General features: G+C 45.2%; 24 protein-coding genes and 1 rRNA gene. 13 read left to right on the forward strand and 12 right to left on the reverse strand.

Annotated features, from left to right (window positions below):
* Positions 1–58: 58 nt before the first annotated feature.
* Together EHQ17_RS12365 and EHQ17_RS12370 are read right to left on the reverse strand one after the other, a co-directional pair.
* Complete coding sequence (locus tag EHQ17_RS12365; protein WP_135594049.1) at positions 59–1,030, reverse strand: glycerophosphodiester phosphodiesterase; 972 nt, start codon at positions 1,028–1,030, stop codon at positions 59–61.
* A 117-nt stretch (positions 1,031–1,147) separates the two neighbouring features.
* A complete protein-coding gene (locus tag EHQ17_RS12370; protein ID WP_135594051.1) occupies positions 1,148–1,555 on the reverse strand; it encodes a GFA family protein in 408 nt (135 codons plus the stop codon).
* Positions 1,556–1,826: 271 nt separating this feature from the next.
* Here EHQ17_RS12370 and EHQ17_RS20190 point away from each other — a divergent pair, with 271 nt between their 5' ends.
* Positions 1,827–2,630 (forward strand): helix-turn-helix domain-containing protein, encoded by an 804-nt coding sequence (locus EHQ17_RS20190; protein ID WP_167881192.1) that lies wholly within the window; start codon positions 1,827–1,829, stop codon positions 2,628–2,630.
* 49 nt (positions 2,631–2,679) lie between these two features.
* Here the strand turns inward: EHQ17_RS20190 and EHQ17_RS12380 are convergent, their stop codons facing one another.
* On the reverse strand, positions 2,680–2,931 hold the full coding sequence (locus EHQ17_RS12380) for an LA_0364 family Cys-rich lipoprotein (RefSeq protein ID WP_135594055.1): 252 nt from the start codon (positions 2,929–2,931) through the stop codon (positions 2,680–2,682).
* A 386-nt stretch (positions 2,932–3,317) separates the two neighbouring features.
* On the opposite strand from EHQ17_RS12380, the gene gcvT reads away from it, so the two are divergent.
* The 3 genes from gcvT to gcvP are packed head-to-tail and all read left to right on the forward strand — an operon-like array spanning position 3,318 to position 7,783.
* Positions 3,318–4,433, forward strand: a complete 1,116-nt coding sequence (gene gcvT / locus EHQ17_RS12385) for a glycine cleavage system aminomethyltransferase GcvT (protein ID WP_135594057.1) — start codon at positions 3,318–3,320, stop codon at positions 4,431–4,433.
* Positions 4,434–4,453: 20 nt separating this feature from the next.
* The gene (gene gcvH / locus EHQ17_RS12390) at positions 4,454–4,846 is read left to right on the forward strand and encodes a glycine cleavage system protein GcvH (protein WP_135594059.1); all 393 of its coding nucleotides are present in this window, start codon (positions 4,454–4,456) and stop codon (positions 4,844–4,846) included.
* 39 nt (positions 4,847–4,885) lie between these two features.
* A complete protein-coding gene (gene gcvP, locus EHQ17_RS12395; protein ID WP_135594061.1) occupies positions 4,886–7,783 on the forward strand; it encodes an aminomethyl-transferring glycine dehydrogenase in 2,898 nt (965 codons plus the stop codon).
* A 494-nt stretch (positions 7,784–8,277) separates the two neighbouring features.
* Here gcvP and ppnP read toward each other — a convergent pair whose 3' ends face one another.
* Positions 8,278–8,598, reverse strand: coding sequence for a pyrimidine/purine nucleoside phosphorylase (gene ppnP / locus EHQ17_RS12405; RefSeq protein ID WP_135594063.1), 321 nt, complete (start codon positions 8,596–8,598; stop codon positions 8,278–8,280).
* 333 nt (positions 8,599–8,931) lie between these two features.
* Between ppnP and EHQ17_RS12410 the strand changes: the two genes are divergently transcribed.
* The 4 genes from EHQ17_RS12410 to EHQ17_RS12425 all read left to right on the forward strand — a co-directional run bounded on the left by EHQ17_RS12410 (position 8,932) and on the right by EHQ17_RS12425 (position 11,818).
* A complete protein-coding gene (locus EHQ17_RS12410; RefSeq protein WP_135594065.1) occupies positions 8,932–10,188 on the forward strand; it encodes a hypothetical protein in 1,257 nt (418 codons plus the stop codon).
* Between the two features lie 75 nt (positions 10,189–10,263).
* Positions 10,264–10,380: ribosomal RNA gene (gene rrf / locus EHQ17_RS12415) — 5S ribosomal RNA — on the forward strand.
* A 183-nt stretch (positions 10,381–10,563) separates the two neighbouring features.
* Positions 10,564–11,409, forward strand: coding sequence for a lysophospholipid acyltransferase family protein (locus EHQ17_RS12420; RefSeq protein ID WP_135594067.1), 846 nt, complete (start codon positions 10,564–10,566; stop codon positions 11,407–11,409).
* Complete coding sequence (locus EHQ17_RS12425) at positions 11,399–11,818, forward strand: c-type cytochrome (protein WP_246057541.1); 420 nt, start codon at positions 11,399–11,401, stop codon at positions 11,816–11,818. The genes EHQ17_RS12420 and EHQ17_RS12425 overlap by 11 nt, the downstream gene beginning before the upstream one ends.
* Here the strand turns inward: EHQ17_RS12425 and EHQ17_RS12430 are convergent.
* The 3 genes from EHQ17_RS12430 to EHQ17_RS12440 are packed head-to-tail and all read right to left on the reverse strand — an operon-like array spanning position 11,813 to position 13,340.
* Positions 11,813–12,445, reverse strand: a complete 633-nt coding sequence (locus tag EHQ17_RS12430; RefSeq protein WP_135594069.1) for a biosynthetic peptidoglycan transglycosylase — start codon at positions 12,443–12,445, stop codon at positions 11,813–11,815. The two genes, EHQ17_RS12425 and EHQ17_RS12430, sit on opposite strands and share 6 nt — an antisense overlap.
* Entirely contained in the window at positions 12,442–13,116 is a 675-nt protein-coding gene (locus EHQ17_RS12435; RefSeq protein WP_135594071.1) for a RibD family protein, read from the reverse strand. Before EHQ17_RS12435 ends, EHQ17_RS12430 begins: the two co-directional genes overlap by 4 nt.
* Complete coding sequence (locus EHQ17_RS12440) at positions 13,113–13,340, reverse strand: (2Fe-2S)-binding protein (RefSeq protein ID WP_210412897.1); 228 nt, start codon at positions 13,338–13,340, stop codon at positions 13,113–13,115. The genes EHQ17_RS12435 and EHQ17_RS12440 overlap by 4 nt, the downstream gene beginning before the upstream one ends.
* A 158-nt stretch (positions 13,341–13,498) precedes the next feature.
* On the opposite strand from EHQ17_RS12440, the gene EHQ17_RS12445 reads away from it, so the two are divergent.
* Positions 13,499–14,836: an MFS transporter gene (locus EHQ17_RS12445; RefSeq protein ID WP_135594075.1), complete on the forward strand. Its 1,338-nt coding sequence runs from the start codon at positions 13,499–13,501 to the stop codon at positions 14,834–14,836.
* A gap of 80 nt (positions 14,837–14,916) precedes the next feature.
* Positions 14,917–15,126 (forward strand): hypothetical protein, encoded by a 210-nt coding sequence (locus EHQ17_RS12450; protein WP_135594077.1) that lies wholly within the window; start codon positions 14,917–14,919, stop codon positions 15,124–15,126.
* Positions 15,127–15,277: 151 nt separating this feature from the next.
* On the opposite strand, the gene EHQ17_RS12455 is transcribed toward EHQ17_RS12450, so the two are convergent.
* On the reverse strand, positions 15,278–16,072 hold the full coding sequence (locus EHQ17_RS12455; RefSeq protein WP_135594079.1) for an LIC13212 family protein: 795 nt from the start codon (positions 16,070–16,072) through the stop codon (positions 15,278–15,280).
* Positions 16,073–16,116: 44 nt separating this feature from the next.
* Between EHQ17_RS12455 and EHQ17_RS12460 the strand changes: the two genes are divergently transcribed.
* The 3 genes from EHQ17_RS12460 (at position 16,117) to EHQ17_RS12470 (ending at position 18,855) form a co-directional block, all read left to right on the forward strand.
* Positions 16,117–17,394: a hypothetical protein gene (locus EHQ17_RS12460; protein ID WP_135594081.1), complete on the forward strand. Its 1,278-nt coding sequence runs from the start codon at positions 16,117–16,119 to the stop codon at positions 17,392–17,394.
* Positions 17,395–17,501: 107 nt separating this feature from the next.
* On the forward strand, positions 17,502–18,086 hold the full coding sequence (locus EHQ17_RS12465) for a cytochrome C oxidase subunit IV family protein (RefSeq protein ID WP_135594083.1): 585 nt from the start codon (positions 17,502–17,504) through the stop codon (positions 18,084–18,086).
* 124 nt (positions 18,087–18,210) lie between these two features.
* Positions 18,211–18,855 (forward strand): LIC_13215 family putative lipoprotein, encoded by a 645-nt coding sequence (locus EHQ17_RS12470; RefSeq protein WP_135594085.1) that lies wholly within the window; start codon positions 18,211–18,213, stop codon positions 18,853–18,855.
* 150 nt (positions 18,856–19,005) lie between these two features.
* Here EHQ17_RS12470 and EHQ17_RS12475 read toward each other — a convergent pair whose 3' ends face one another.
* From EHQ17_RS12475 to pheT, 4 genes are all read right to left on the reverse strand, one after another.
* The gene (locus tag EHQ17_RS12475; protein ID WP_135594087.1) at positions 19,006–19,575 is read right to left on the reverse strand and encodes a gamma carbonic anhydrase family protein; all 570 of its coding nucleotides are present in this window, start codon (positions 19,573–19,575) and stop codon (positions 19,006–19,008) included.
* 181 nt (positions 19,576–19,756) lie between these two features.
* The gene (locus tag EHQ17_RS12480; RefSeq protein WP_135594089.1) at positions 19,757–20,233 is read right to left on the reverse strand and encodes a hypothetical protein; all 477 of its coding nucleotides are present in this window, start codon (positions 20,231–20,233) and stop codon (positions 19,757–19,759) included.
* Between the two features lie 126 nt (positions 20,234–20,359).
* Positions 20,360–20,734 carry a hypothetical protein gene (locus EHQ17_RS12485; RefSeq protein WP_135594091.1) on the reverse strand — a complete coding sequence of 125 codons (375 nt, stop codon included), beginning with the start codon at positions 20,732–20,734 and terminating at the stop codon, positions 20,360–20,362.
* Positions 20,735–20,960: 226 nt separating this feature from the next.
* Entirely contained in the window at positions 20,961–23,369 is a 2,409-nt protein-coding gene (gene pheT, locus EHQ17_RS12490) for a phenylalanine--tRNA ligase subunit beta (RefSeq protein WP_135594093.1), read from the reverse strand.
* Positions 23,370–23,391: the final 22 nt, after the last annotated feature.

Genomic DNA, 23,391 nt, shown 5'->3' on the forward strand with positions numbered 1-23,391 from the left:
TGGAAAAAGGAAAACGTGTCGAAAAGGAACTCCGCCGTTTCGTAAACCGGAGAAACGATCAGGGGGAAACCGCTCGTTTCAATCGATCCGGATAATCGCTGATGATTCCGTCCACTCCGGCTTCAGTCAGACGTTTCATTTCTTCGATATCGTTTACGGTCCAGGGAACTACGGAAACGTTTTTGGAGTGCGCGTCCCGTACGAATTCCTTGGTCACGTATAAAAAATAAGGGGAAATGATATCCGCCTTGGCATCGATCGTTTTAAGCAACGCCGTTTCTCTGGTTCCGTTTCCGAAACCCAATTTCATCATCGCTCCTTGAAAGTATGTAAGCGAAAAAAGGGCGCTCGTTTTGAGTCCGGGATTTTTCTCCTTAACGAACGGCAACACCTTGAGATAAAAGGATTGGATCGTAGTACGTTCCACCGCTTTGGCTTTTTCAACGGCTTGCACGAGAAGGGTAACGTGCTCCTTCATGATTTCGTCGGAAACCGGAGAACGATCGTCTTTGGGAAACTTCGTTTCTATGTTGAATTTCAATTTCGGTTTACCGGAATTTTTCTTTTCCTCTTCCGCGACGAGTTTAAAGAATTCCTCGATCGTGATCAGTTCGGTGCCCGGAACCGGTTGTTGTTCCGGATATTTGGGATTTTTTTTTGAACCGCAGTCCAGTTGTTTCAGCTCAGCCAAAGTGAGTTCGTACAGGGAAACGGAAACGATTTCGCCTCCGTCCTTCTTTTTACAAATCAAAGGATTGGTTTCGGAATCGTGATGTATTACGATTTTCTTATCTTTGGTCAACACCGTATCCAATTCCAAAGTTGTCATTCCGTGACGGATCGCTTCCGCGAAAGCCGGCCAGGTGTTTTCGGGCTTCAAACCTCTTGCTCCCCTATGTCCTTGCAAATCGACGTATCCGTATAACGGTTTATTTACCAAGGGAACGCTCGCGCAAGAATTTACGACGGAACAAAAAAATAACAGAGAAAACGTCTCGAGAAGGAATCTAACTTTGATTTTGGAATTCATCGTAACGCAGGATTCTTTTTGTTTTCGAAATCCGGGAAAGTCTTTTTTGTAAAAAACTGGACCGAAAAGTACGGTATCCGGATATGATATCCGGATTTTTTCCTCGGGCCGAGAAGATTAAAGATGTCGTACTTCTTCCGGCTTGTTTCTCCAATTATTATGAAGTCCGTCCGCAAACCAAAGCGGAGCCTCGATCAACTCGACGGGATCAATGTCGTTTAACGTGGCAAGACTTACGCTGACAAAAGCCCCGCCGATCTCGGCTACAAAACCTTCGGTGAACATTCTTACTCCGCAGTTTTTACAGAATTTATGTTTGGCGTTTTTAGTTCCGAATTGATAATTACCGAGTTCGTTTTCTCCGGTAAGAAGTTTGAGCGCCTCCGGTTTTACCATAGCGCTCCAATTTCTTACCTTGGCGCAAAAGGAACAATTACACTTGGTGGTTCCTTTGGAAAGGTCCAAATCCACCTCGTAACTCACTTTACCGCAATGACAACTGCCGTTGTATTTTTTAAGAGCCATACCTACTTCCTGATGACACGAATTTTATTTTAGAAAACAGAATCACAAAAACGAAAATCGATTCAAGTTCAAAAGAATCCTCCCTAAAAAAAGATTTCCTCCGAAAGACCGCATGTCGCGGAAAGTTGCCGGAATTTGTCATATTTTAAACGCGTTTTTCTTTTTTTTCCGAAATCGGAATCGATTCGGATTGCAACAGGGTTGCTTCTTTTTTAGACTAAAAATAGATCGGCGCGGATTCGTTCCTAAACCGCTCCTATCGTCCGCAAACATGAGAATCAAACGGGACAAACCGAGAGGAATATTAAAAAATTCGAATATTCAATTTCCTTCCGAACACTCCAGATATCTCCCCGAACCTGCGCTGGCGTATTTTATCGAACACTATTGGACCGTATCCTGGGATCTGCGCGGAAGGGGAACGTATTTGGCGGAAACCCTTCCGCATCCGAGCATACATATGGTTTTTGAAAACGGAAATTCAAGAATCCAAGGAATCATAGAAGGTAGATTTTCCAATCTTTTGGAGGACCAAGGTAGGGTTTGGGGAATCAAATTCAAACCGGGAATGTTTTATCCGTTTTTCGGAAAATCGGTCGCTTCGATCACCAACCGCTCCGTACCGATCGAATCCGTTTTTCCGATCGACGTAAACGAAACCGAAACCTCGATTCTTTCCGCGGAAAACGATTCGGAAAGGATACGAATAACGGAAAAAACTTTTTTCCAAAATCTTCCCGTCCGGGACCGGACCGCCGAATGGACCGAAAAGGCGGTACGATCCGTTTTGGAAAATCCCGAAATCGGCAAGGTAGAAAAACTTTCGGAACGTTTGAACGTCAACAAGCGGACGCTTCAACGATTATTTCACAAATACGTGGGAGTTTCTCCGAAATGGGTGATCCAAAGATACAGACTTCACGAAGCCGCCGAACGTTTGGACAAAGGCGAGGTTTTGGACGGAGTTGGTCTCGCCCTGGAATTAGGTTACTTCGATCAGGCGCATTTTATCCGCGATTTTAAATCCTTCGTGGGGAAATCGCCCGATCAATATTCAAAAAATTTAAAATTCTAACCATAAAAAATCCCCGCTCCAAATCGAAACATTTGGATTTTTCGAATCATCAATAAAGATATCGTAGATTACAATCCTTTTCGCAGAGAGTCTTTAACGCGGAGCAAGTGACGGCCATATTCACCGCGTCGTCCTCATTCGTCGGAGTTTGATTCACCGCACGAACGACCGAAAAGGATTCGAAACACATCTGCGCCCTACTTTCGCATGTATTGTCTCGTTTACACTTTTCCCGAGCGGAAAAATTCTCGCAGGACATGATGAGAATTCCCAAGAAGACACAAAAAACGGAGACGGGCATACGATTCATATCTCGTATATGCCGGACATCCGAAACGGGTCAACGCATTCCGCTTGCGACAACCCGCCCGGTTATAAACTGAACAAGAGTACTTTATAAAATTCTAATATTTAAGGTCTAAAAAACGGGGATTCGTCGGGGGCGTTCCAAAAAATCTAAGAACCGATCCGGTCACACAGCAAACTTCCGGAAACGTTCTGGGAACGGGCCGTTTCAAAACGGATCGAACTCCCGAATGAAGCGAATCCCTTTTCACGAGATCGATCCCCGATCCGAAGCGAAAGCGCTTCCTCTTTTCCCGTAAATCAGCTTTATAACCCAATTTTTTCGCGAAAAATCCATTTGTCCCGGTACCGATCTAGTAAAAACTGGTAACAGGAAGCCTTATGTCCCAAGACAGAAAAACACCTTTGTATGAAACCCATCGTAGCCTCGGCGCCAAAATGATTCCGTTCGGCGGTTGGGATATGCCGGTTCAATATTCCGGAATCATCGCCGAACACACGGCCACGCGGGAAGCCGCCGGTTTATTCGACGTTTCGCACATGGGTGAAATTTTCGTCACCGGACAACCGGAAAAAATCCTGGAATTTTTGGAATCTCTTAGTTGTAATACCGTTTCTTCTCTCGAAAATTTCCAAGTCCAATACAACGCGATCCTAAATCAACAGGGCGGACTGGTGGACGACGTAACGATCTATAAATTTTCTCCGGAAAAATACATGATCTGCTCCAACGCATCCAATTACGAAGCGGTAAGCGCGCATTTAAAAAAACATCTTCCCGAAAACGGGGTTTCCATCGACGACCAAAGCGCCCTTTGGCATCAGATCGCGATCCAAGGTCCTAAAGCCGATCGAATCCTTTCCGAATACCTATCCAAAGACTTAAGCAAAATATTATATTATCGTTTTGCAATGCTTTCCTGGGAAGGAGAAGATATCATCGTATCCAGAACCGGCTATACGGGCGAAGACGGTTTCGAAATTTATTGTTCGGTTCCGCTTGGACTGAAACTTTGGAACGGTCTATTAGAATTCGGTAAACCGTTTGGATTGCTTCCCTGCGGTCTTGGAGCGAGGGACACCCTACGGATCGAAGCGAAATACGCCCTTTACGGACACGAACTCAACGAAACATGGACCCCCGTCGAATCCGGAATCGGATGGATCGTCAAAGAAAAGAAAAAACCGTACTTCGCGTCCGATAAGATCCTTTCCCAGAAAAAAAACGGACCTCCCTCTAAGATCGTCGGATTTTGCCTAACGGAAGCCGGCGTCCCTCGGGAAAATTTCCGCGTACTCGACGCGGACGGAAACGAAATCGGGAAAACGACCTCGGGAACGTTTTCGCCTTCTCTCAAAAAAGGGATCGGACTCGCGCTGATCCGCGCGGAAAAAATCAAGGACGGGGAACCGATTCAGATTGAAATTCGGGAACAACCCAAACAAGCTATTATCGTTACGAAGCCTTTTATCGAAGGCAGTATCAGAAAAAATTAATTAGAAATCAGGAAACGGACATGGCAGAAACACAAGCACCCGCAGGTTATCTTTTTTCGGAAAAACACGAATGGGTTAAGGTGGAAGGGGACGTGGCTCTTATCGGAATTTCCGACTTCGCCCAATCGGCGCTCGGAGATATCGTATTCGTGGATCTCCCAAAATCGGGAAAAACGATCAAACAATTCGAAACCTTCGGGACGATCGAATCCGTAAAAGCGGCCGAGGACTTATATGCCCCGATCGGCGGAGAAGTGGTCGAGTCCAACGCGGCTCTTTCCAAAACTCCGGGAGACGTAAATTCCAAACCCTTTGAGGCGTGGATGGTAAAAGTCAAAGGTTTCTCCCCTTCCGAACTGGAAAAACTTCTGAGTCCGGAAAAATACAAGGCCCTCGTGGGCGGACTCGAATAACAGAAAAGTCTAATACAAAGAATTTACAAGTAGGTTCACATGAGCTCCATTCTTCAAAATCAAACCGAGACAAACCAGGAACGACGGATGGGAGCGGATCCTTTGGATACGTTTCCGAGAAGACATATCGGTCCCGACCGCGGCCAAGCCGGAGAAATGCTGAAGGAACTCGGACTGAATTCCCTGGAAGAATTGATCGAAAAAGCCGTTCCTGCGGGAATTCGTTTAACAAAACCTCTCGATCTTCCTCCGGCATCGACGGAGTACAAAATTCTACAGGACTTAAAACGTATCGCTTCCAAAAACGAAGTCTATCGTTCCTACATCGGCGCCGGTTACAACGCTTGTATTACGCCGGCCGTAATTCAAAGAAATATTCTGGAAAACCCGGGATGGTATACGGCTTACACTCCGTATCAAGCGGAAATTTCCCAAGGACGTTTGGAGGCGCTTCTCAATTTTCAAACGATGATCATCGATCTTACCGGATTGGAGATTTCGAACGCTTCTCTTCTCGACGAAGGAACCGCCGCGGCGGAGGCTATGTTTCTGGCCTTTTCGGTGCGTAAGAATGAGACCGCTAAAAAATTCTTCGTCTCGGAACTCTGTCATCCGCAGACGATCGACGTCGTGGTAACGAGGGCCAATCCTTTGGGAATCGAAGTTCAAATCGGCGACCACACAACCTTGGAGCTTAACGAGGACTTTTTCGGAATACTACTTCAATATCCTGCTACGGACGGAAGGATTTTCGATTATACTTCCCTCATTCAAAAGGCGCATAACGTGGGCGCTGTCTCCACAGTGGCCGCCGACCTACTCTCGTTAACTTTGCTCAAATCCCCCGGAGAAATGGGCGCGGATATCGCGGTAGGTTCGTCGCAAAGATTCGGCCTTCCTCTGGGATTCGGAGGTCCGCACGCGGGTTATTTCGCGACCAAAGACGAATTCAAACGGAGTATGCCCGGACGGCTCATCGGCGTATCCAAGGATTCGCAAGGAAATCCGGGTCTACGACTTTCCTTACAGACGCGGGAACAACATATCCGAAGAGACAAGGCGACGAGCAACATCTGCACGGCGCAAGTGCTTCTGGCGGTTATATCTTCCATGTATGCAGTATATCACGGACCGGAAGGACTCAGGAACATCGCTTTCCGAATTCATAAAATGACGGGTGTTCTGTCGCGACTCTTAAAATCGGCGGGATACGAAATACTCAACGATTCCTACTTCGACACGATCACGATCCGGACGGGAGACAAAACCGCTTCGATCCTGGAAAAGGCGCACGCACAAAGGATCAACTTGCGGGAATATAAGGATGGAAAAATCGGAGTCGCGTTAGACGAAACCGTAATCCTTTCCGATATAAGCGATCTATGCGGAATTTTCGGAGTAAAAGAAACCGACCTAAACGAACTTTTCGCAAACTCTGCGACGCTTCCGGATTCTTTCAAAAGGACGTCCGCGTATTTGACGCACCCCGTCTTTCAAACGCATCATACCGAAACGAAAATGCTCCGTTATATCCGTAAGCTGGAATCGAGGGATCTTTCCTTAACGACTTCGATGATTCCCCTCGGATCCTGTACGATGAAACTGAACGCGACCACGGAAATGTATCCGGTCACTTGGCCGGAGTTCGGCGCCATTCATCCGTTCGCCCCCGCGAATCAGACGGAAGGTTATCGGATCGTTTTCGAGCAGTTGGAAAAATGGCTTTGTGAGATCACCGGTTTTGCCGGAGTTTCCTTACAACCCAACGCCGGTTCTCAGGGAGAATACGCCGGTTTACTCGCCATTCGTAGATATCACGAAAGCAGAAACGAATCACACCGAAACGTTTGTCTCATCCCGATTTCGGCTCACGGAACCAACCCGGCGAGCGCCGCAATGGCCGGATTTAAGGTCGTAGTCGTATCCTGCGATTCCAACGGCAACGTGGACTTGGAGGATTTAAAGACCAAGGCGGAAGAACACAAAAACGATCTCGCCGCTCTGATGGTAACGTATCCTTCCACACACGGGGTTTTCGAGGAATCGATCAAGGAAATCTGCGCGATCGTTCATTCCCGCGGAGGACAAGTGTATATGGACGGAGCGAACATGAACGCTCAAGTCGGTTTAACAAGTCCGGGTGCGATCGGGGCGGACGTATGTCATCTCAATCTACATAAGACTTTTTGTATCCCGCACGGAGGAGGAGGTCCGGGAGTAGGTCCGATCGGAGTCGCGAAACATCTCGTTCCGTTTTTACCTGGTCATGTTCTCGTGGATAACAAAACCGGAAACGAACACGGAGCAGTTTCCGCAGCTCCTTGGGGAAGCGCGAGTATCGTATTAATCTCTTGGATTTACATCGCATTGATGGGAACGGAAGGACTGACCGACGCGACCAAATATTCCATTCTTAACGCAAACTACATCGCCAAACGATTGGAAAAATCCTATCCGATACTATACAAAGGGAAAAACGGTTTTGTCGCTCACGAATGTATTCTCGACGTAAGACCCTTCAAAAAAACCGCAGGAATCGAAGTGGAAGACGTCGCCAAACGCCTGATAGACTACGGCTTTCACGCTCCTACCATGTCCTTTCCCGTACCAGGAACTTTGATGATCGAACCCACCGAATCCGAATCCAAAGAGGAATTGGACAGATTTTGCGAAGCGATGCTTTTGATTCACGGGGAAATTTTGGACGTGGAAAACGGCAAGTTGGACAAGACGGACAACCCGCTTAAAAATTCACCGCATACGGCGGCCATGATCTCTTCGGATCGTTGGGATCATTTGTATCCGAGAGAACGCGCCGCATATCCGGCGAACTGGCTCAAAGAACATAAATTTTGGCCTTACGTCGGCCGGGTGGATAACGTCTACGGAGATAGAAATCTCGTTTGTTCCTGTCTTCCGATCGAAAGTTATCAGTAATTCGAAAGTGCCGTTGCGGGTCGCAACGGCGAAACTATCTTATTAGGAAAAACTTCTGTTTATCGTCGTAAAATTTTTAGTCAGCGCAGCTCTGATTACCGCGATTTCCGAATTCGCCAAGCGCTCGGACAGGTTAGGAGCGTTCGTCGGCTCTTTGCCGTTGATTACGATTTTTACTTTGATTTGGTTAAAATTGGAGAATCAAGAAAATACTAAAATCGATAACCACGCATTTTATACGTTTTGGTATGTGTTACCGACTCTTCCGATGTTTTTGGTCTTTCCCGCGTTTCATCGAAAATTTAATTTTTGGACGGCTTTATCGTTATCCTGCCGTTTGAGCATCGCCCGTTTCGCAGCTACGATTTTTGTCGCGAAAAAAAAATCGAGCTGGATCTCTGAAGTCCTTTCAGGCCGCTTTTGTACGGGTCTCCGGAAGAATTACGACACGGACAAAACGACCTTTTCAATATATTAGAAAGTCTTAAATCGTTTTACGCGATATACGAACAACAATAATCGCTGATTTTTTTTACGTTCAATTGAAATCTTGATTTCGCCGGAACTTCGAAAGACTCGCCGCCCTTGATTTCCTTCCAAACGTTTTCTCCAGGAAGTTTGACGAGGAGCTCGCCGTCCAAAATTTCCATAATTTCCTTTTCGTCGGTTCCGAAGTCGTATTCACCGGGCATCAAAATTCCGAGAGTTTTCTTGGATCCCTCCTGAAACAGAACCGTCCTGCTGGTAACCTTCCCTTCGTAATAAACGTTCGCCTTTTTTACGACGGTAACGTTGTCAAACTGCGACTGAGCCATGCGGCATTTCCTCCATCATCTTTAAGAAATCCGTTTCGAAAAACTGGAATGAAATCCCGAGTCCACGCCATAAAACGGATCGATTGATCCACACTTCCAAAGAATCTGCGAGTGGAAACAAATTAAATCGGTTGAAATACGGAAAACGTTTTAACGAAAATAGGAAACAACTTTTTTACAATGCTAAAGGAAGTAACAACGAACCTAACTTCGAAATTAAGAAAAACGAATAGAACCCCGATCACGACTACGTTTCATACTTGCCAACGCAACTCCTAAAAGATATTCTCCTGAAAATCCCAAATAAGAAATAAATTATTAAAGAGGAAAATCTTGTCCGACTGGAAATTTGAAAACGAAAAAATGTACAAACTTACGAAAAGCCCGTATCGATTTTCGGGAGTTTCCGGTTGTTTAATCCTATTTCTGTTTTTGTTCGTATCCGTAGTCGCACTGATCGCTACGGGTTACTCTTTGTCGCTTTTTTTAGAAGGGAAAATCCTGTATCCGAGCCTGATCGTCTTACTCGGTTTTTCGTTTATATATCTTTTGTTATCTTCGATTTTAGCGTATCGAAAAACGAAACACTTCGTTCGTGTAGAGGAGTTGGATTCGCGACTTGGAACCTTTACGATCCGAGAAACAGAACGTCCGGAATTAAGAATCGCTTTGGAGGAATATATTTCCTATAAGATCAGAAAACGTATCGTGTCCGGACGAGGAGAAAACGATTCCGATAACGGCTACAGAAAGTTTTGGGACTTGTTCCTTGTGAAAAACGACGGATCGTTCTACCTGCTGGAATCCTACTCTACTTTGGAGGAATTAAAAAAGGAAATGCCTTCGTTCCGATCGATCTTCCCCTTACCAGTATCCGCCGATCCTAAAACGGGAATGTGGAATTCGGATCGAACACCCCTCACTTTTTCCGCACAAACGGAAAAAATACATTCCAAATTCCTAAAATTGCTCGTATCCGATTCCGAAACGATCGTTGAAATTTCGAAACCGAAAACCTTAAACGATAAATTCAAAATCTTATTGGTGATCGGAATTTTCTACGGAGTTTGGGGAGCGATCGCCTCTTCCTTGTCCGAACCCGATCCCGTCTTTTTGTTTTTCTTCGTTCCGTTTTCGGTCCTTTTTTTGGGGATTTTCAGCGTAGGACTTACGTTCATAATGACCCGGAACTTGGAACTCAGTTCTAACTCGAACGGACTTCGGATCCGATACAAAACCTGGCTGCCGATCCTTTCTCGTATCCTATACCTTGAAAGATTTTTTCCGAAACACGTTGTGCGTCACGTCCGCTCGAATCGTATCCAGGACGGCCAGGACATACTCATTGTCGCATTAAAGAAAAATTCCAATAAAACGAAACGAGGAATTCTGGAATTTTTGTTCAACCTGCAAGCGGTTCCCTTAAAAGATTACCTCATTCCGGGAGACGAAGAACTTTTGGGAATTTGGCATCTGCTGCCCTGGATCAAGGAAAGCCCCGGATTCGCGGATCTGTTGGCGGCGGAATCCGCGATCGAAGAAAGATTGGGATTAGAAGAGGAAAAGATCGGCTTCGAAGACTTGAAATAAATTTCAAAAAACAATGTCTTTCCAAAGAATAGAAGATGACAAAACGGAATTCCGTAAAACAATGGCCTCAAGATTCCTGGTGACTATAGAGAGAGGGCCACACCCGTTCCCATCCCGAACACGGAAGTTAAGCCTCTCATCGCTGATGGTACTGTGTGGTTCGCTGCATGGGAGAGTAGGACGTTGCCGGGTTTTTTTATGTACTCGCCCTACTACGCTTTTTCCTCCCCACCAGTTTCTATAGAAATCCGAACGAATCTCACCCCAATAAGTATTCCGAAAACCCCGTCCTAAAAACCGCATTCCGGATTTTTTGTTTCAATCCATCCGAATCGAAATAAAATTGCGCACATTCGGAATCGAATAGGATAAACGATGAACGAAAGAATTCTTCAAAGAAAGGATCTGTGCAAAACCGTTCCGTATGAAAGCGGACTTGTCTTAACATACGAAACGCCCGCGGATAAAAAACGTTCCTGGCTGGATTCCGTTTTTCGAGAAACCGATCTGGCCTTTCACCTCGGATATTTCAGGGAAATTTTCAAAAGCAGAAAACTCGCGTTAAACGGAACATACGACAATGCGGCTTGGTGCGAATCTTCCGCAAGAATTTTGGATCTGCTCGAAAACTGCGGCGGCAAAGTTAAGGTGGAAGGGATAGAAAAAATCATTTCGGTCGAAGGCCCGGTGGTCATCGCGGGAAACCATATGAGTACTTTGGAAACCTTCGTACTTCCGACCTTCATCACTCAGCATAAGCCGATTACGTTCGTAGTCAAAGAGAGTCTAACGCGTGGAAGTTTGTTCGGTCCCATAATGCGCTCGCGTAATCCGATCGCGGTGGGAAGAAACAATCCGAGAGAGGATTTGACGACGGTCTTGGAAGAAGGTACGAAACGTTTAAAAAACGGAATGTCCGTCGTGGTTTTTCCGCAAAGCACACGAACGACCGATTTTAATCCTGCGGAATTCAATTCGATCGCGGTCAAACTCGCGTCACGCGCTGGAGTTCCTCTGATTCCGGTGGCGCTTCGAACGGACTTTTGGGAAAACGGAAAGATCATCAAGGAGTTGGGTAGAATTTTTCGAAACAGAAAAATCAATATAACATTCGGCGATCCACTTCTTCCGAACGACGACTCCCGAAAAAACCAGAATCTATTGTTGTCCTTCGTAGTATCGAACCTAAAACGATGGGGGACCAACGTCCGTGAATCCTAATCGAAAAAACGAAACGGAATCCGTTCTTCTCCGGAATCATCCTCAAAAAATCGTATTCGGAATTCTCATTTTTCTTTTCATCCTTTCGTGTCGTTCCGCTTCGAACCGCACGACCGTTTCCGCGGAATCGGAAACAGATCTATCGAGACGGGAAGCGGACCAACTTTGGGAACAAAGGTGCTCTTCCTGTCACGGACTGGACGGAACTCCGAACGAATTCCTCCAGCCTAAACCGAAAAAGTTGAACGGGTTCGGTATAAAGATGGGATTTTTTTTCGGAGGAGATAAAATGCGGGAAGGGATTTTCAGAACGATTCGGAACGGAAAAAACGAAAGAATGCCTTCCTTTCAAAAGGAATTGTCGGAAGAACAAATCCGCGCCCTTGTGCGAAAGATCGAACGACTATAAATTTTTCGACAACTCGATCACCTCTTCTCTCGAATAGGCGTCAGGCTTTTTTAGGATCTGGACGAGGGCTTTGAATTCGTTCTCCTCCAAATGAATCGGCTTTTTTCGAAAATAATATCGCGATGCCTGTACGATTCCGTTTCTACCGCGTCCCCAATACACTCCGTTGAGGTAATATTCCAAAATCTCCTTCTTACCGAGCTCTTCTTCCAAAGCGGAAGCGATCTGAATTTCCTTCCACTTTCTGGAGAAGGATTTTTCACGGGAAAGAAACAAGGTCCGAGCTAATTGTTGGGTGATCGTACTTGCGCCGCGGATTTTACGGTAAAATAAAACGGACGAAACCAAAGCGGAATGTATATCGGAAAGCGAATATCCTTGATGGAAATAAAATCTGCGGTCTTCGACGGCAACCGCGTAGGAAACCCAGGATTCGGGAATCTCCGACAAACGAACCCATTCCGATTCCAAAATCACGGATTCCTTTTGATCTGGAAGATAAATCAAACGGTCTTGTTGGACTTGAATTTTCCTCTCCGGATAAAACTGTTCATAGACGAGGATACAACAGAAAAAAATCGGAAGAATTCTCCACAAAAAAGAATGTAAAATCTCCTTTTTTTTCAATCCGATTCCGCTCCTGATCGCGACTTTTCGTACATTAGAAAAACTTCATTTTCTAATGTTTCACAGGATACGAGATTCCATCTTCTAAAATCGAAACCGGGATATTCCCGATCTCCGCCGGTAATCGAAGGAAGATTTTTTTTCCCGATCAAAAACGGAACGACGGTGACGTAAATTCGCGAAATCAAATCGGAACGGAAAAACGAATCGTTTAAGGAAGGTCCTCCTTCCAAAAGAATTTCCCGATATCCCATATCACCCAATCGTTTTAGAACTTCTTCGGGAACAAGGTCCTTACCCGGCAATAACACGATCTCCGCTACGGAAGATAAATTACTCCGGACGAGGGAATAATTTTCGTCCAGACAAAAGATCAAAGGAGGTTGTTTAGAAAAACGGAATACTTTTTTTTCCTCCGGCAAGGTTCCGGAACGAAGAAGAATGACCGGACGAGGATCGGTTGCGTTTTCCACATAACGAAGATGAATGACCGGATCGTCGTTGAGGATCGAGTTTTTTCCGAGAATCAAAACCTCCGCGCGGGCCCGTATCTCGTCCATTCTGCGTTTGTCGTTTCGAGAGGAAAGACCGTACCATCTACCATCGGGACGCGCCACTTTTCCATCCAGGGTCATGGCCATGTTGATCGAAACTATCGGGAGGGGATTCATGTTCTCGGAACGTTCAGTTCTCGAGCTAAAAGTTTACGGACCGAACCCATACAGGTTCCGCAACCGGTGGAAGCGCCCGTATCATCCATCAATTTTTCCAAGGTATCGTTTCCGTTTCGAATCGAGGTTACGATCTCCTCCTCCGAAATCTGATTGCACACGCAGACTTTTCGGGGACGCATCAGCTGGCAAAGATCGACTTGGCTTAAAAAGGATGAATCCATATTCTTCTAATAACTTGGACAGTTGGAAACCGATTTTCCAATCAGATTAAGTACTCTGAAAATCCTCTGCAAGAGAAATTTTTTGCGGTTTTCATTTGACATCCAGTTTCCTAAAAATAGCCTTTTTTGAAATTTCTTACGAAAAACAAAGGAAACCTATGCAAGACATCAAAAGAGCCCCGCTCCGAGAGATTCTCGGTTGGTGCATGTTCGATTTTGCGAACTCATCCTATACGACAGTCATTATCAGCGTCACATACGGTATCGTTTTCAGCCAGCTCGTCGTTCCGGCGTCCTCGAATCAGGAAAACCCTTACGAATACGGAAACCTACTTTGGTCCATAGCCTTGGCGATCTCTTACTTAATCGTCGTTTTGACCGGACCGATTTTCGGTGCGATCACGGATTATTCCGCTCGAAAAAAACAGTTCCTGTTTTATAGCTACGTTTTTTGTATCATTTCTACGGGAGCCCTTTGGTTCGTAATCGCGCCCGGTCAGTACTGGCTCGCCTTCGTTCTGATCATTCTTTCCAATTTTTTCTTCGCCTCCGGGGAAAACTTTGCTTCCAGCTTTCTTCCGTATTTGGGACCGAAAGAAGATTTGGGAAAAATTTCCGGTTATGCGTGGGGAATCGGATATTTCGGGGGAATCGCCGCAGTTGCGTTAGTCAACACCTTGGGACCGAAAACCGCGGAGAATTTCGACAGCCTTCGAATGGTGGGACCTTACACCGCGTTTTTCTTTTTATTCGCGGGAATTCCGACATTTCTTCTTTTACGGGAATATACGGCGGGGAAGGAAAAACCCGAAGGTTTGTCGTATTTGAAAATCGGCGTCGAGCGGGTCACTTCCACCATGAAGGAAATCCACAAGTTCCGCGACATGGCATTGTATTTGATTTCTCTTTTCTTCGCGATGGCTGCGTTGGGAATCGTAATCAGTTTCGCGTTCATCTACGGAGCGCAGGAAATCAAAACCGAAGAAAAACACGAGATCGCGATGTTTCTTTTGATTCAGCTTTTCGCGGCGGTCGGCGCGATCGTATTCGGTTTTATTCAAGATAAAATCGGTGCTAAAAAGACGTTCAATAGCACACTTTTATTATGGATCGCCTGCCTTCTTATGATCTACTGGGTGAAGGACATTACCGCCTTTTTAAATGGAATCGGAGTTCCGACCTCGCAACAGTGGGTGTTCGTCGGAACCACTGTCTTCGCGGGGGCCGGACTCGGCGCCACACAATCGGCCAGTCGTGCGATCGTCGGTTTATTCGCCCCCGAATCCAAATCGGGAGAATTTTTCGGGCTTTGGGGACTTTCCGGAAAAGTTGCGGCGGCCTTCGGTTTGGTAGCGGTGGGAGGCTTGCAGATCCTGTTCGATCTGAGAAATTCCTTTCTAGTCGTTTGTGTATTTTTCGTCATTTCCCTATTGATCAACCTATTCGTGGACGAGGAACGGGGAATTCAAACCGCGGTCGATTACCGGGAAACCTAAAACGTCTTGATCCGAGTCCGAAGGAAACGCTTGTTTTTCCCGAAGATTCGGATATCTTAGAAACGAGGTAAACGTAAGACATGGCTTTCGAAACGGAAGATGAATTCGAATCCCACCAAAGTCAAAGGAGACTTGCGTTATCGACCATCGACGAATTGACGCAAACTAAGTTGGATTTGTTGGACGCGGGAAAGGAAATTCCGCGTTTTATCAATCACGCCATCTCGTATCTCAATAAAAAATACCTGACGGAAGAAAAGGTCATCAGCGACTTCTTAATTAAGAAGTAAATTCTACACGATCGATCCCAAATCGGAAAAGACGATTTCCAGCCGTTCGTTGTTAAGCGAAGTCGAATATGTTTCCTTCTTCCGTTCGTTTTCTATAAAAAAAGCCGCAAATATTTGCGGCTTTTCGAATACGAAGGTTTGATTAAAACAATCAACGAAATTCGAGCATTTTGGAAATCATTCTCTTTTGATCCAATTCCATCATATGCAGTTTCAAACTGACCATCTTATCCACCTTTCTTAGATAACGTTTGTATTGAAGGATGATCTGTCTTTGTTTATTGTAAGGAAGAGGGTTGGCGGCCTCGTGTAATTTGGTGGTAACACTGGCAGGAACCGGTTGAATGGGATTGTCCGGCCAAAGAAAATCCGTATCGTGACTGGAAAAATATTCCAAAAGGATTTCGCTGTTGTTGTTCGGCGTTCTTTTTCCGTCTCCGGAAAAGGTCGGACCTTTCGGAGAATTATTGATCAAACGACGCATCTCCCGAATAAAGACCTCGCCTTTCGCATTCGTTCTTTTAAATTGAAGAATGATCTTATCCAAGGATTGTCCGTCCGTTCCAGGATAAATATAAATGCGGGATTGATACAGATACGTTTTCGGATAATCCGCGAATGATTGTCCCAAACCCATATCCAATTCCAGATATTGTTTATTTTCCTTGTCTTGGAACAGAAATTTCGCGGCTTCCCTCGGTTCGTCCTCGATATAACGAAGCGCCTTTTTGTATGTTTCGTTCGTGAGAAGATTATTGATTCTGAGTATATTTCCTGCAATGGAAGAATGGAGATTATCCACTTCTATATCCGTAAATCCGCCCTTGCGAACGGTTTCGATCTGTCTTTGTTCTTCCTTTTCTTCCAAGGTCAGCACCTTGTTCGGCGCCGCGCCGATTCCCGATAGGGAAAGAATCGTAAGAAATGATAAAATACGGATGTTCATAGAGTTGCCCTTAATCAGATTATCGAAATTCTGATCCCCCGTTCTTGATTTTACAAACTAAAAATTTTTCGAACATTATGACTCGTTACTGCAGATTCAACGGATATTTTGAGGAAGAGTTAAAAACGGGACGGATTGCACCGGAAAAACTGGATTTAAAGAATCGAACCCTAGAACCTTTATTTTATCTTTTTCAGTCCGTACGTTTTCCGAAAACGGTCATGTTTTTGGGGGAAGAACCGGATCCGGATTGGGTAAGATATTGGAACGAAACGGGAATTCGACTCGCAGACGTTTCCCTATTTCGCCGCGATTCGGAAAACAAAATCAAAATCCCCTCTTACGACGCGCAGCCTTTTTCCGAAACGATATGGGAGGAATGGGGGGCCGTCTCGGAAATCACGGATTCCGGAGAAGTGAAGGTATCCCCGAACGTTCTCGAACGTTCCCGAAAATTAAATTCTAAAATCCGATCCACTCTATGGAAAGACGCACGGGGATTTCAAGAAATTCCGACGCGGATTTTGGAGCGACCTTCGGATCTTGCCGTTTTATACGGGGAATGGTCGGAACTCCGGATCGAATCGATCGTACTCAAACCGGAATTCGGATTTTCTGGACGACATAAACTACTTCCGCTGCGTTGGCTCGATAAATCCGGCGTTTCTGAATTCGCAAAGAACCCGTCCTTGGCTTCTTTCTTTCCCTGCGTAGCAGAGCCTTGGCTTATCAGAACATCCGACGTCTCGTGTTTGTATGAATTTTCGTCCGGAGTTCCGACCACCTTAGGATCTACGATCCAACTCTGCGACGACCAAGGAAAGTATCTCGGGGCGGTTCTTACGACTCCCCGAGAATCGGAACGAATTTCAACCGAATTGGAATCGATCGCAACTTCTCTTTCGCAAACGTTTGCAGCCGAATATTCCGGACCCGTTTCCATCGACGGCTTTGAGTTTTGTTCTCAAAATTCCACCGAATGGAGAAGGATGAGCGAAGCGAATTTTCGCTGGTCTATGGGAAGAATGCTTCTTGAGTTTATGAGATCGGATTCGATCCGCGAAAAAACGAAATTCACCGGAAAACGGACATCGCTTCTTTCGCTTCCAGTAAGGCGACCCATTCCAAACTATTCGAAATGGATTTCAACTTGGGGAAAATCGATCGGGATCCATCTTCTACCGCTAACACCCGACCGTTTTTTGTCCGGTAAGTCATACGGAACTTCTTGGATTCTTGCGGAATTTCCTAAAAACGAAACCGATTCTATAGCGGAGGTAATCCGGAGATTCCGTTCCGAATGGAGAAAACGGATTCTATGAAATGTACTTGAGGCTTTTATAGACCTTGTCAGGATGTCCTTTAGGTTGCGGTCTAACCGCCCGGAAAACCATCCGCGGAAATTTCTGCGGTCCCTTCAGGATAAAAAATGGAACTGTTTTTAAATTACGCACTCTATGTAATCGTAAGTATCGGGTTTCTGATCCCCTTCACCGGATTTGTGGTCGGAGCAGGAGCGATCGTCAACGCGACTCTCGCTGGTTTTACCGTGAATTTTCTTTCCCAAGTATTGGAAGAAAATAAACTCCAAGACTTTATTACTCGAAATAAGGACAACAAACTCGGAAAAGCGTTGCAAGAGGCGGTTTTACGAGGGCAGGAAAAACTCAAAGGTTCACCGGCAAAAACGGCTCACGCGGAAGAAGCTCACGGTTCTCATCATATAATTTCCGTAAAAACCTATTCTCTGATATTCGCGACGTTGATCTTTTTTACTTTCGTAACCGTATGGGTCGCGGGAATCGACTTCGGCGCCATGAACGTGATCATCGCGATGGCGGTGGCGACCGTAAAAGCGTCTTTGGTTCTCGGTTATTTTATGCACTTGAAATACGATACGATTCTTAACCGAGTGATTTTCGGTTCCGGATTGTTTTTTCTTCTGCTTCTGTTCGGTTTTTCCGCGGCTGATATTTACACAAGATTCAAGGTATTGATTTCGTTCGCGTTCTAATCGATCTCCGTTTCGAATTTCAAACTCGATGAATAAAAGCCGGCGTTCAAAGCCGGCTTTTTTATTTTAATTTGATTGGCTTTTTAGAGATAAGGATCAGAATTTCCCTTCTGGACGAAAATTTATGAAACGACCTTTCTCATCGATTTTTCTTATCTTACTCCTAACTTTTGCCGTTTCTATCTCTTGCAAAAAGAGCTTAAAAGAAAGCCACAACTCCAAGATCGTAGAAATTCCCGCACTCAATCTTTCGTTGAATTACGAGGGCTGGCATTACGGTGATAACCCGGAATTGATTCATCAAGCCGAGGAGCTCGCGGCCGAAGGGGATCAATCCGGCACGATCAAAAAAGCATTGGAGGTAGCAGGAATCAATTTTTTCCTTTTCGAACATCCGGTCGGAAGTCCGGAAGCGTTTCCGTTTAATACGAACGTCAATTACGCCGTCGAAGATCTTTCCCGGCAACCTCGGAATATTACGTTGGATCAATATATTTCGGCGGTGACGGGCTATTATCCGACCGTATTTCAAAAATACGAAATGATTCAACAGCCTAAAAAAACGAAGATTCACGGAATGGAATCCGCACTTTTGGAAAGCCGTTTCGAACAAACCTTCGGCGAACGAAATCTGAAACTTCACAACTACCAACTCGTCTTTATCCTAAATAAAAAAGCCCATATTTTTACCGGAACTTTTTTGGAAAAAGACTTGGGAAGCAAAGGCTCTAAGATTCTGGATCTATTCTCTAAGTTTGAAAAATTATAATACGCGCGCACACGAACCTATCCGAATCAAACAGGATACGATGTCCCCTGGTGAACGATTTCCTTTTTCTAAACTAAAAACCGGATACGGAACGAAGCTCGTATACGAAACATGTTTCGATCACTATTTATTCTAAGGAAACTTTCAAACTTACGTTTTGAAGGGAATCTTCATTCTTTCTAAAAGAATCCTCGCCCGATTTTGAAACTCCGTTTCTTCCTCGCGGGAAAACGGCCCGAAAAAACCTTTTTTGAAACGTTCGGCGAGCGCGATATATTCCAGACAACCGGCGACGCTCATAACCGGTTTAGCCTTACCTTCGAAAATCTTCAGTTCTCCGTTTTTTTGGATCACCATGGCTCCGGGAGGAATTTTTTTTCCTCCCCGAATCATACAACCTGCCATGATCATCGCGCCGTCGCCGATCTCCGCCTCGTCCAGAACGACGCTACCGATTCCGATCAAACAACCTCGCCCGATCGTACAACCGTGCAACATAGTATTATGACCGACTAACGTGTATTCGCCGATGGTGATACCCCGACTTGAATCCGTATGTAGGGTGGAATTGTCCTGGATGTTCACGCCTTCTCCGAGCGTGATCCGATTCATGTCGGCCCTTGCGACCGCTCCCGGCCAAAGAGAAGAATACGGTTCCATTTCGACCAAACCGATCGCCGTTGCCTGAGGATGAATGAATGCGGTTTCGTGGATTTTCATTTCGCCTATTCTAGGAAGAATGAATCGTTTAACAACCAAGTCTTATCCGATTAGATCCTATAAAAAAGAAATTTAATCGTATTTTGATCTCCGATCGGTTGTGCCGTCGGCGCGCTTATAGGATCCATATCCCAAGCATAAATCAAAGAATCGGCGGGATCGATATAATAAATCTTTCCGTTTATGAGCCGCAATTGGTCACACCACTCGTGCTCTGAGAATATCCGGAAGACCAGTTAATAATCGAAGTCACAGGAATCGATGCGGGTACGATTATTTCCGTGATCTCAACTCCGGAAGTTCCCGGTGTAAATCTCAGGATTTCATGACCGTCGGTTACAATGGAAGTTTGAATGTTTGGTTGAAATCCGAGAAAGGTCGTACCTGTGCTCAACGAATTTTGTGCCGTCATACCTGCAACAGCACCTCCTTCCATCCAAGAGGCAATGTTAAAATTTTTCACCGTCAACTGGGTTCCATTCATTCGTATTTGATAAACCAATTGATTGGTAGAATCGGTCAGAATCCAAACGTTGTTGGACAACGAAGCACCCGGAATCTGATCTGCGACCCAAGCCGGCATATTAGGAAGATAAGTTTGATTGAAAGAGGTATCGTCAACCCAGGCTCCGTTCGTTTTTATAAATCTTGCTCCCATCCCTTGCGTATAACCGTTGTTAAAGTTATCGACGTAGATCGCATAAAGGCCGGTTGCATCTACGAAGATCCAAGTAGGCGTAGTCCATAAGGAAAGATTTGAATTGGGATAACCGGATAAGGTATATTACCAGTAATTGTATTGATTACTAACCGTAGTCGTGTTTCCGGTAACAAGATCCGTCTCGACGATACTTCCTTCGGATACATAATACGCGATCTTTGCCGGCGCAAAAACTCTAGAAGGATTATCGGGCCAAAACGTAAACGAGGTAACAAGACCGGTCTCCAAATCGAGTATGAAATTTCCCGAAGCAACGGAGGAATCGACCGTAGTCAAACCTTTGAGTAAGACGTATGGATCGTTTATCTGAATCGCAGAAGCTACGGTAACTTCTCTTCCTTCGGAATCGGTTACGATCGCGGGAAGTTCTGAAGAAGTAAAACTGAAGTTTTGAAAGGATGAAGAAGATACGGAAGTAGAAAGTGAATTTGATTTCATGTTTATTTTATCAATACGTTATACTTCTTTGCTCAAACGATTCGGACAATCGTATAAATAAATTCTCCCAGGTTTAGTTTGATAAACGCATTAGAAAACCCGCTTGGATCGACTCATCGCGACAGGGGATAATATCGATTCAATCGGATGATTTTAAAGAAATACAAAAATGCGTTATCCGAAACCGAATAACGCCTTTTGAGAAAAGCAAATCGTTCGAAATCTCTTAACGAAGAACGAATCCGTTTTTGCCGGCCAAAGAAACCAATCGATCGGAAATTTCCTTGATCCGTTCTTGCGTGAACGTTTTTTCAAAATTCACCAAACGAAAACGATAACTTACGGAGCGTTTTCCTTCGGGAATATTTCCGCCCGTAAACTGGGAATACACCCAAAAATCGACGATCTCCGGAATAGTTTCCTTTTTTACCAAATCCGTAAATCGTTCGGTTGTTTCCGTTTCGCCGATCAAAATCGAAAGATCGATTTCGGCTTCCGGAAACTGGGAAGGCGCCGTAAACTTCGAGATCTTGCGATTCGTATTCCAGAGTTCTACGAGAGGTTCGAAATCGAAGGAACCGTAGATCACTCGTTTTTTTAATTCGAAGGAATCCAAAACCGAAGGATGAATATAACCCAAAATCCCCACGAACCGCGAATCCACGGAAAGCGATAACGCGGCGCCGGGATGAAAAAAAGTCTGTCGTTTTACTTCCCACGAATATTCGTAAATCTTAATGGAATGAAGGAAGGATTCGATTCCTTTCCGGACGTTCAAAAAATCCTCCTCCAAAACCTTCACGTCCGAATCGGAACTTTTACGATCGAAAGATGCCGCAAACGCCAGGAATTTTTTTTCGTTCTGCGGTTCCGGCAAATCGAAATACGCTCTTCCGAATTCGAAAATACGAATCGTATCGAATCGATCCTGATTGGTTCTAACGTTTTTTAAAAGAGAAGGTAAAAGAGAATTCCTCAATACGGATTGTTCTTCAGGCATTTCGTTTTTGATCTTCACCGAAAGCGAAACGTCTCCGTCCAGGGAGTTTTCCGAAAGGGATTGAAAGGAATAGTTGTATACCTCGTTATATCCCAAAGTTCCCGCGAAAAAAGTTTTACACTTCCGTTCTAATTCCCGACTTAAATTTCGGATCGGAGTTCGGACCTCCGCTAAAACCGGAGCCACTTGAATGGTATCGTATCCCCTGGTCCTTCCGATTTCCTCTACTAAATCCTCGGGAACCGTCACGTCGTAATTGTGACGAAATTTGGGAACCAACACTTCCAGAATTTCCCCTTTCCAAGAAACGGTAAAGTGTAACCTTTCCAGAATATCAGTGACGTCTCCTTTGGAAAGAGCCGTTCCCAACTTCGCATTAATAAAATGAATGTTCGTATGGATACGGACTTCCTTATGCGGAAAATGCAAAAAGCCCGAAGGTTCGGAAGCCTTGAGGTTAGGGCAACCGTTCTCTTTTAAGAGATTCAACGCACGTCGAATGACGGGAAGAGTTGTCGTGGCCTCCAATCCTTTTTCGTAACGAACGGAAGAATCGGAACGAATCCCCGTTTGGCGAATGGACTTACGAACACGTTCGCGAGCGAAAACCGCGGATTCCAATACGAGTTCGGAAGTGTCGGATTGAACGGCGGATTCCTTGCCTCCCATCACACCCGCGACGGCAACCGGTTTTCCCTGGTTACGGATCAAAAGGGTTTCTTCCTCCAACGCAGGCGAAGTGTCGTCCAGAAGTAAAAAACTTTCCCCTTTTTTTGCGAAAGAAACCTCGAGAGAAACGCCTCCTTGACCTTCCAAAAATTTCCTATCGAAAAAATGCGTGGGTTGTCCCATTTCCAACATCACATAATTGGAAACATCGACCACGTTGTTGATCGATCGAATACCGCACTTTTGAAGTCTGGCTTGAAATTTCCTTTTGGAAGGCCCGACGGAAATATCGGTGATAGACGCGGCGTAGTAGGAATGTGCATTCTGATTTTCTAATACTTTGGGAAGAGGCAGCGACAAATCGAAATTCCAAAGGGAATCGAAAGGATTGTATACGACGGGAAGTTTTAATTGGGAGGCGAGTTCCCTGGCGAATCCGAAATGATTCCAAAGATCGGGTCTATGTGTGATCGATTTATTGTCCACGTCGAATACGATGTCGTCGTAGTGTAAAAAAGAACGGACCGAAATTCCCGGATCGGCTCCTTCCAAGCCGGTTAAGATCCAAACCCCGGAACTTTCCTCGGCCAGAGAAAGTTCTTTTTCCGAGCAAAACATTCCGGAACTTTTGACTCCTCGTAATTCGGATTCTAAGATTTGTTTATCTCCCAACTTTGCGCCAGGAATCGCAAGCGGAACCAAGTCGCCCGTTTTTACGTTGGTTGCTCCGGTAACGATCTGGGATTTTACGGAACCGTCGGTGACTTGTGCGATCTGAAGTTTATCGGCGGACGGATGTTTTTCCAGAGATTCGATTTTTACGATTTTTACGAAATCCAACTCGGGACGAAACGGTTCCGCTCCGTCGATCTCGCAGATCGAAATGGCGATTCGTTTTAAAATCGCGTCGAGACCGGTCTCTTTAAGGGGCACAAAATCGTTCATCCAGTCGAGGGAAAGTTTCACGTGATCGAACTCCGTTCCAAAT

Origin of the sequence: Leptospira gomenensis (assembly GCF_004770155.1) — a bacterium.
GTDB lineage: Bacteria > Spirochaetota > Leptospiria > Leptospirales > Leptospiraceae > Leptospira > Leptospira gomenensis.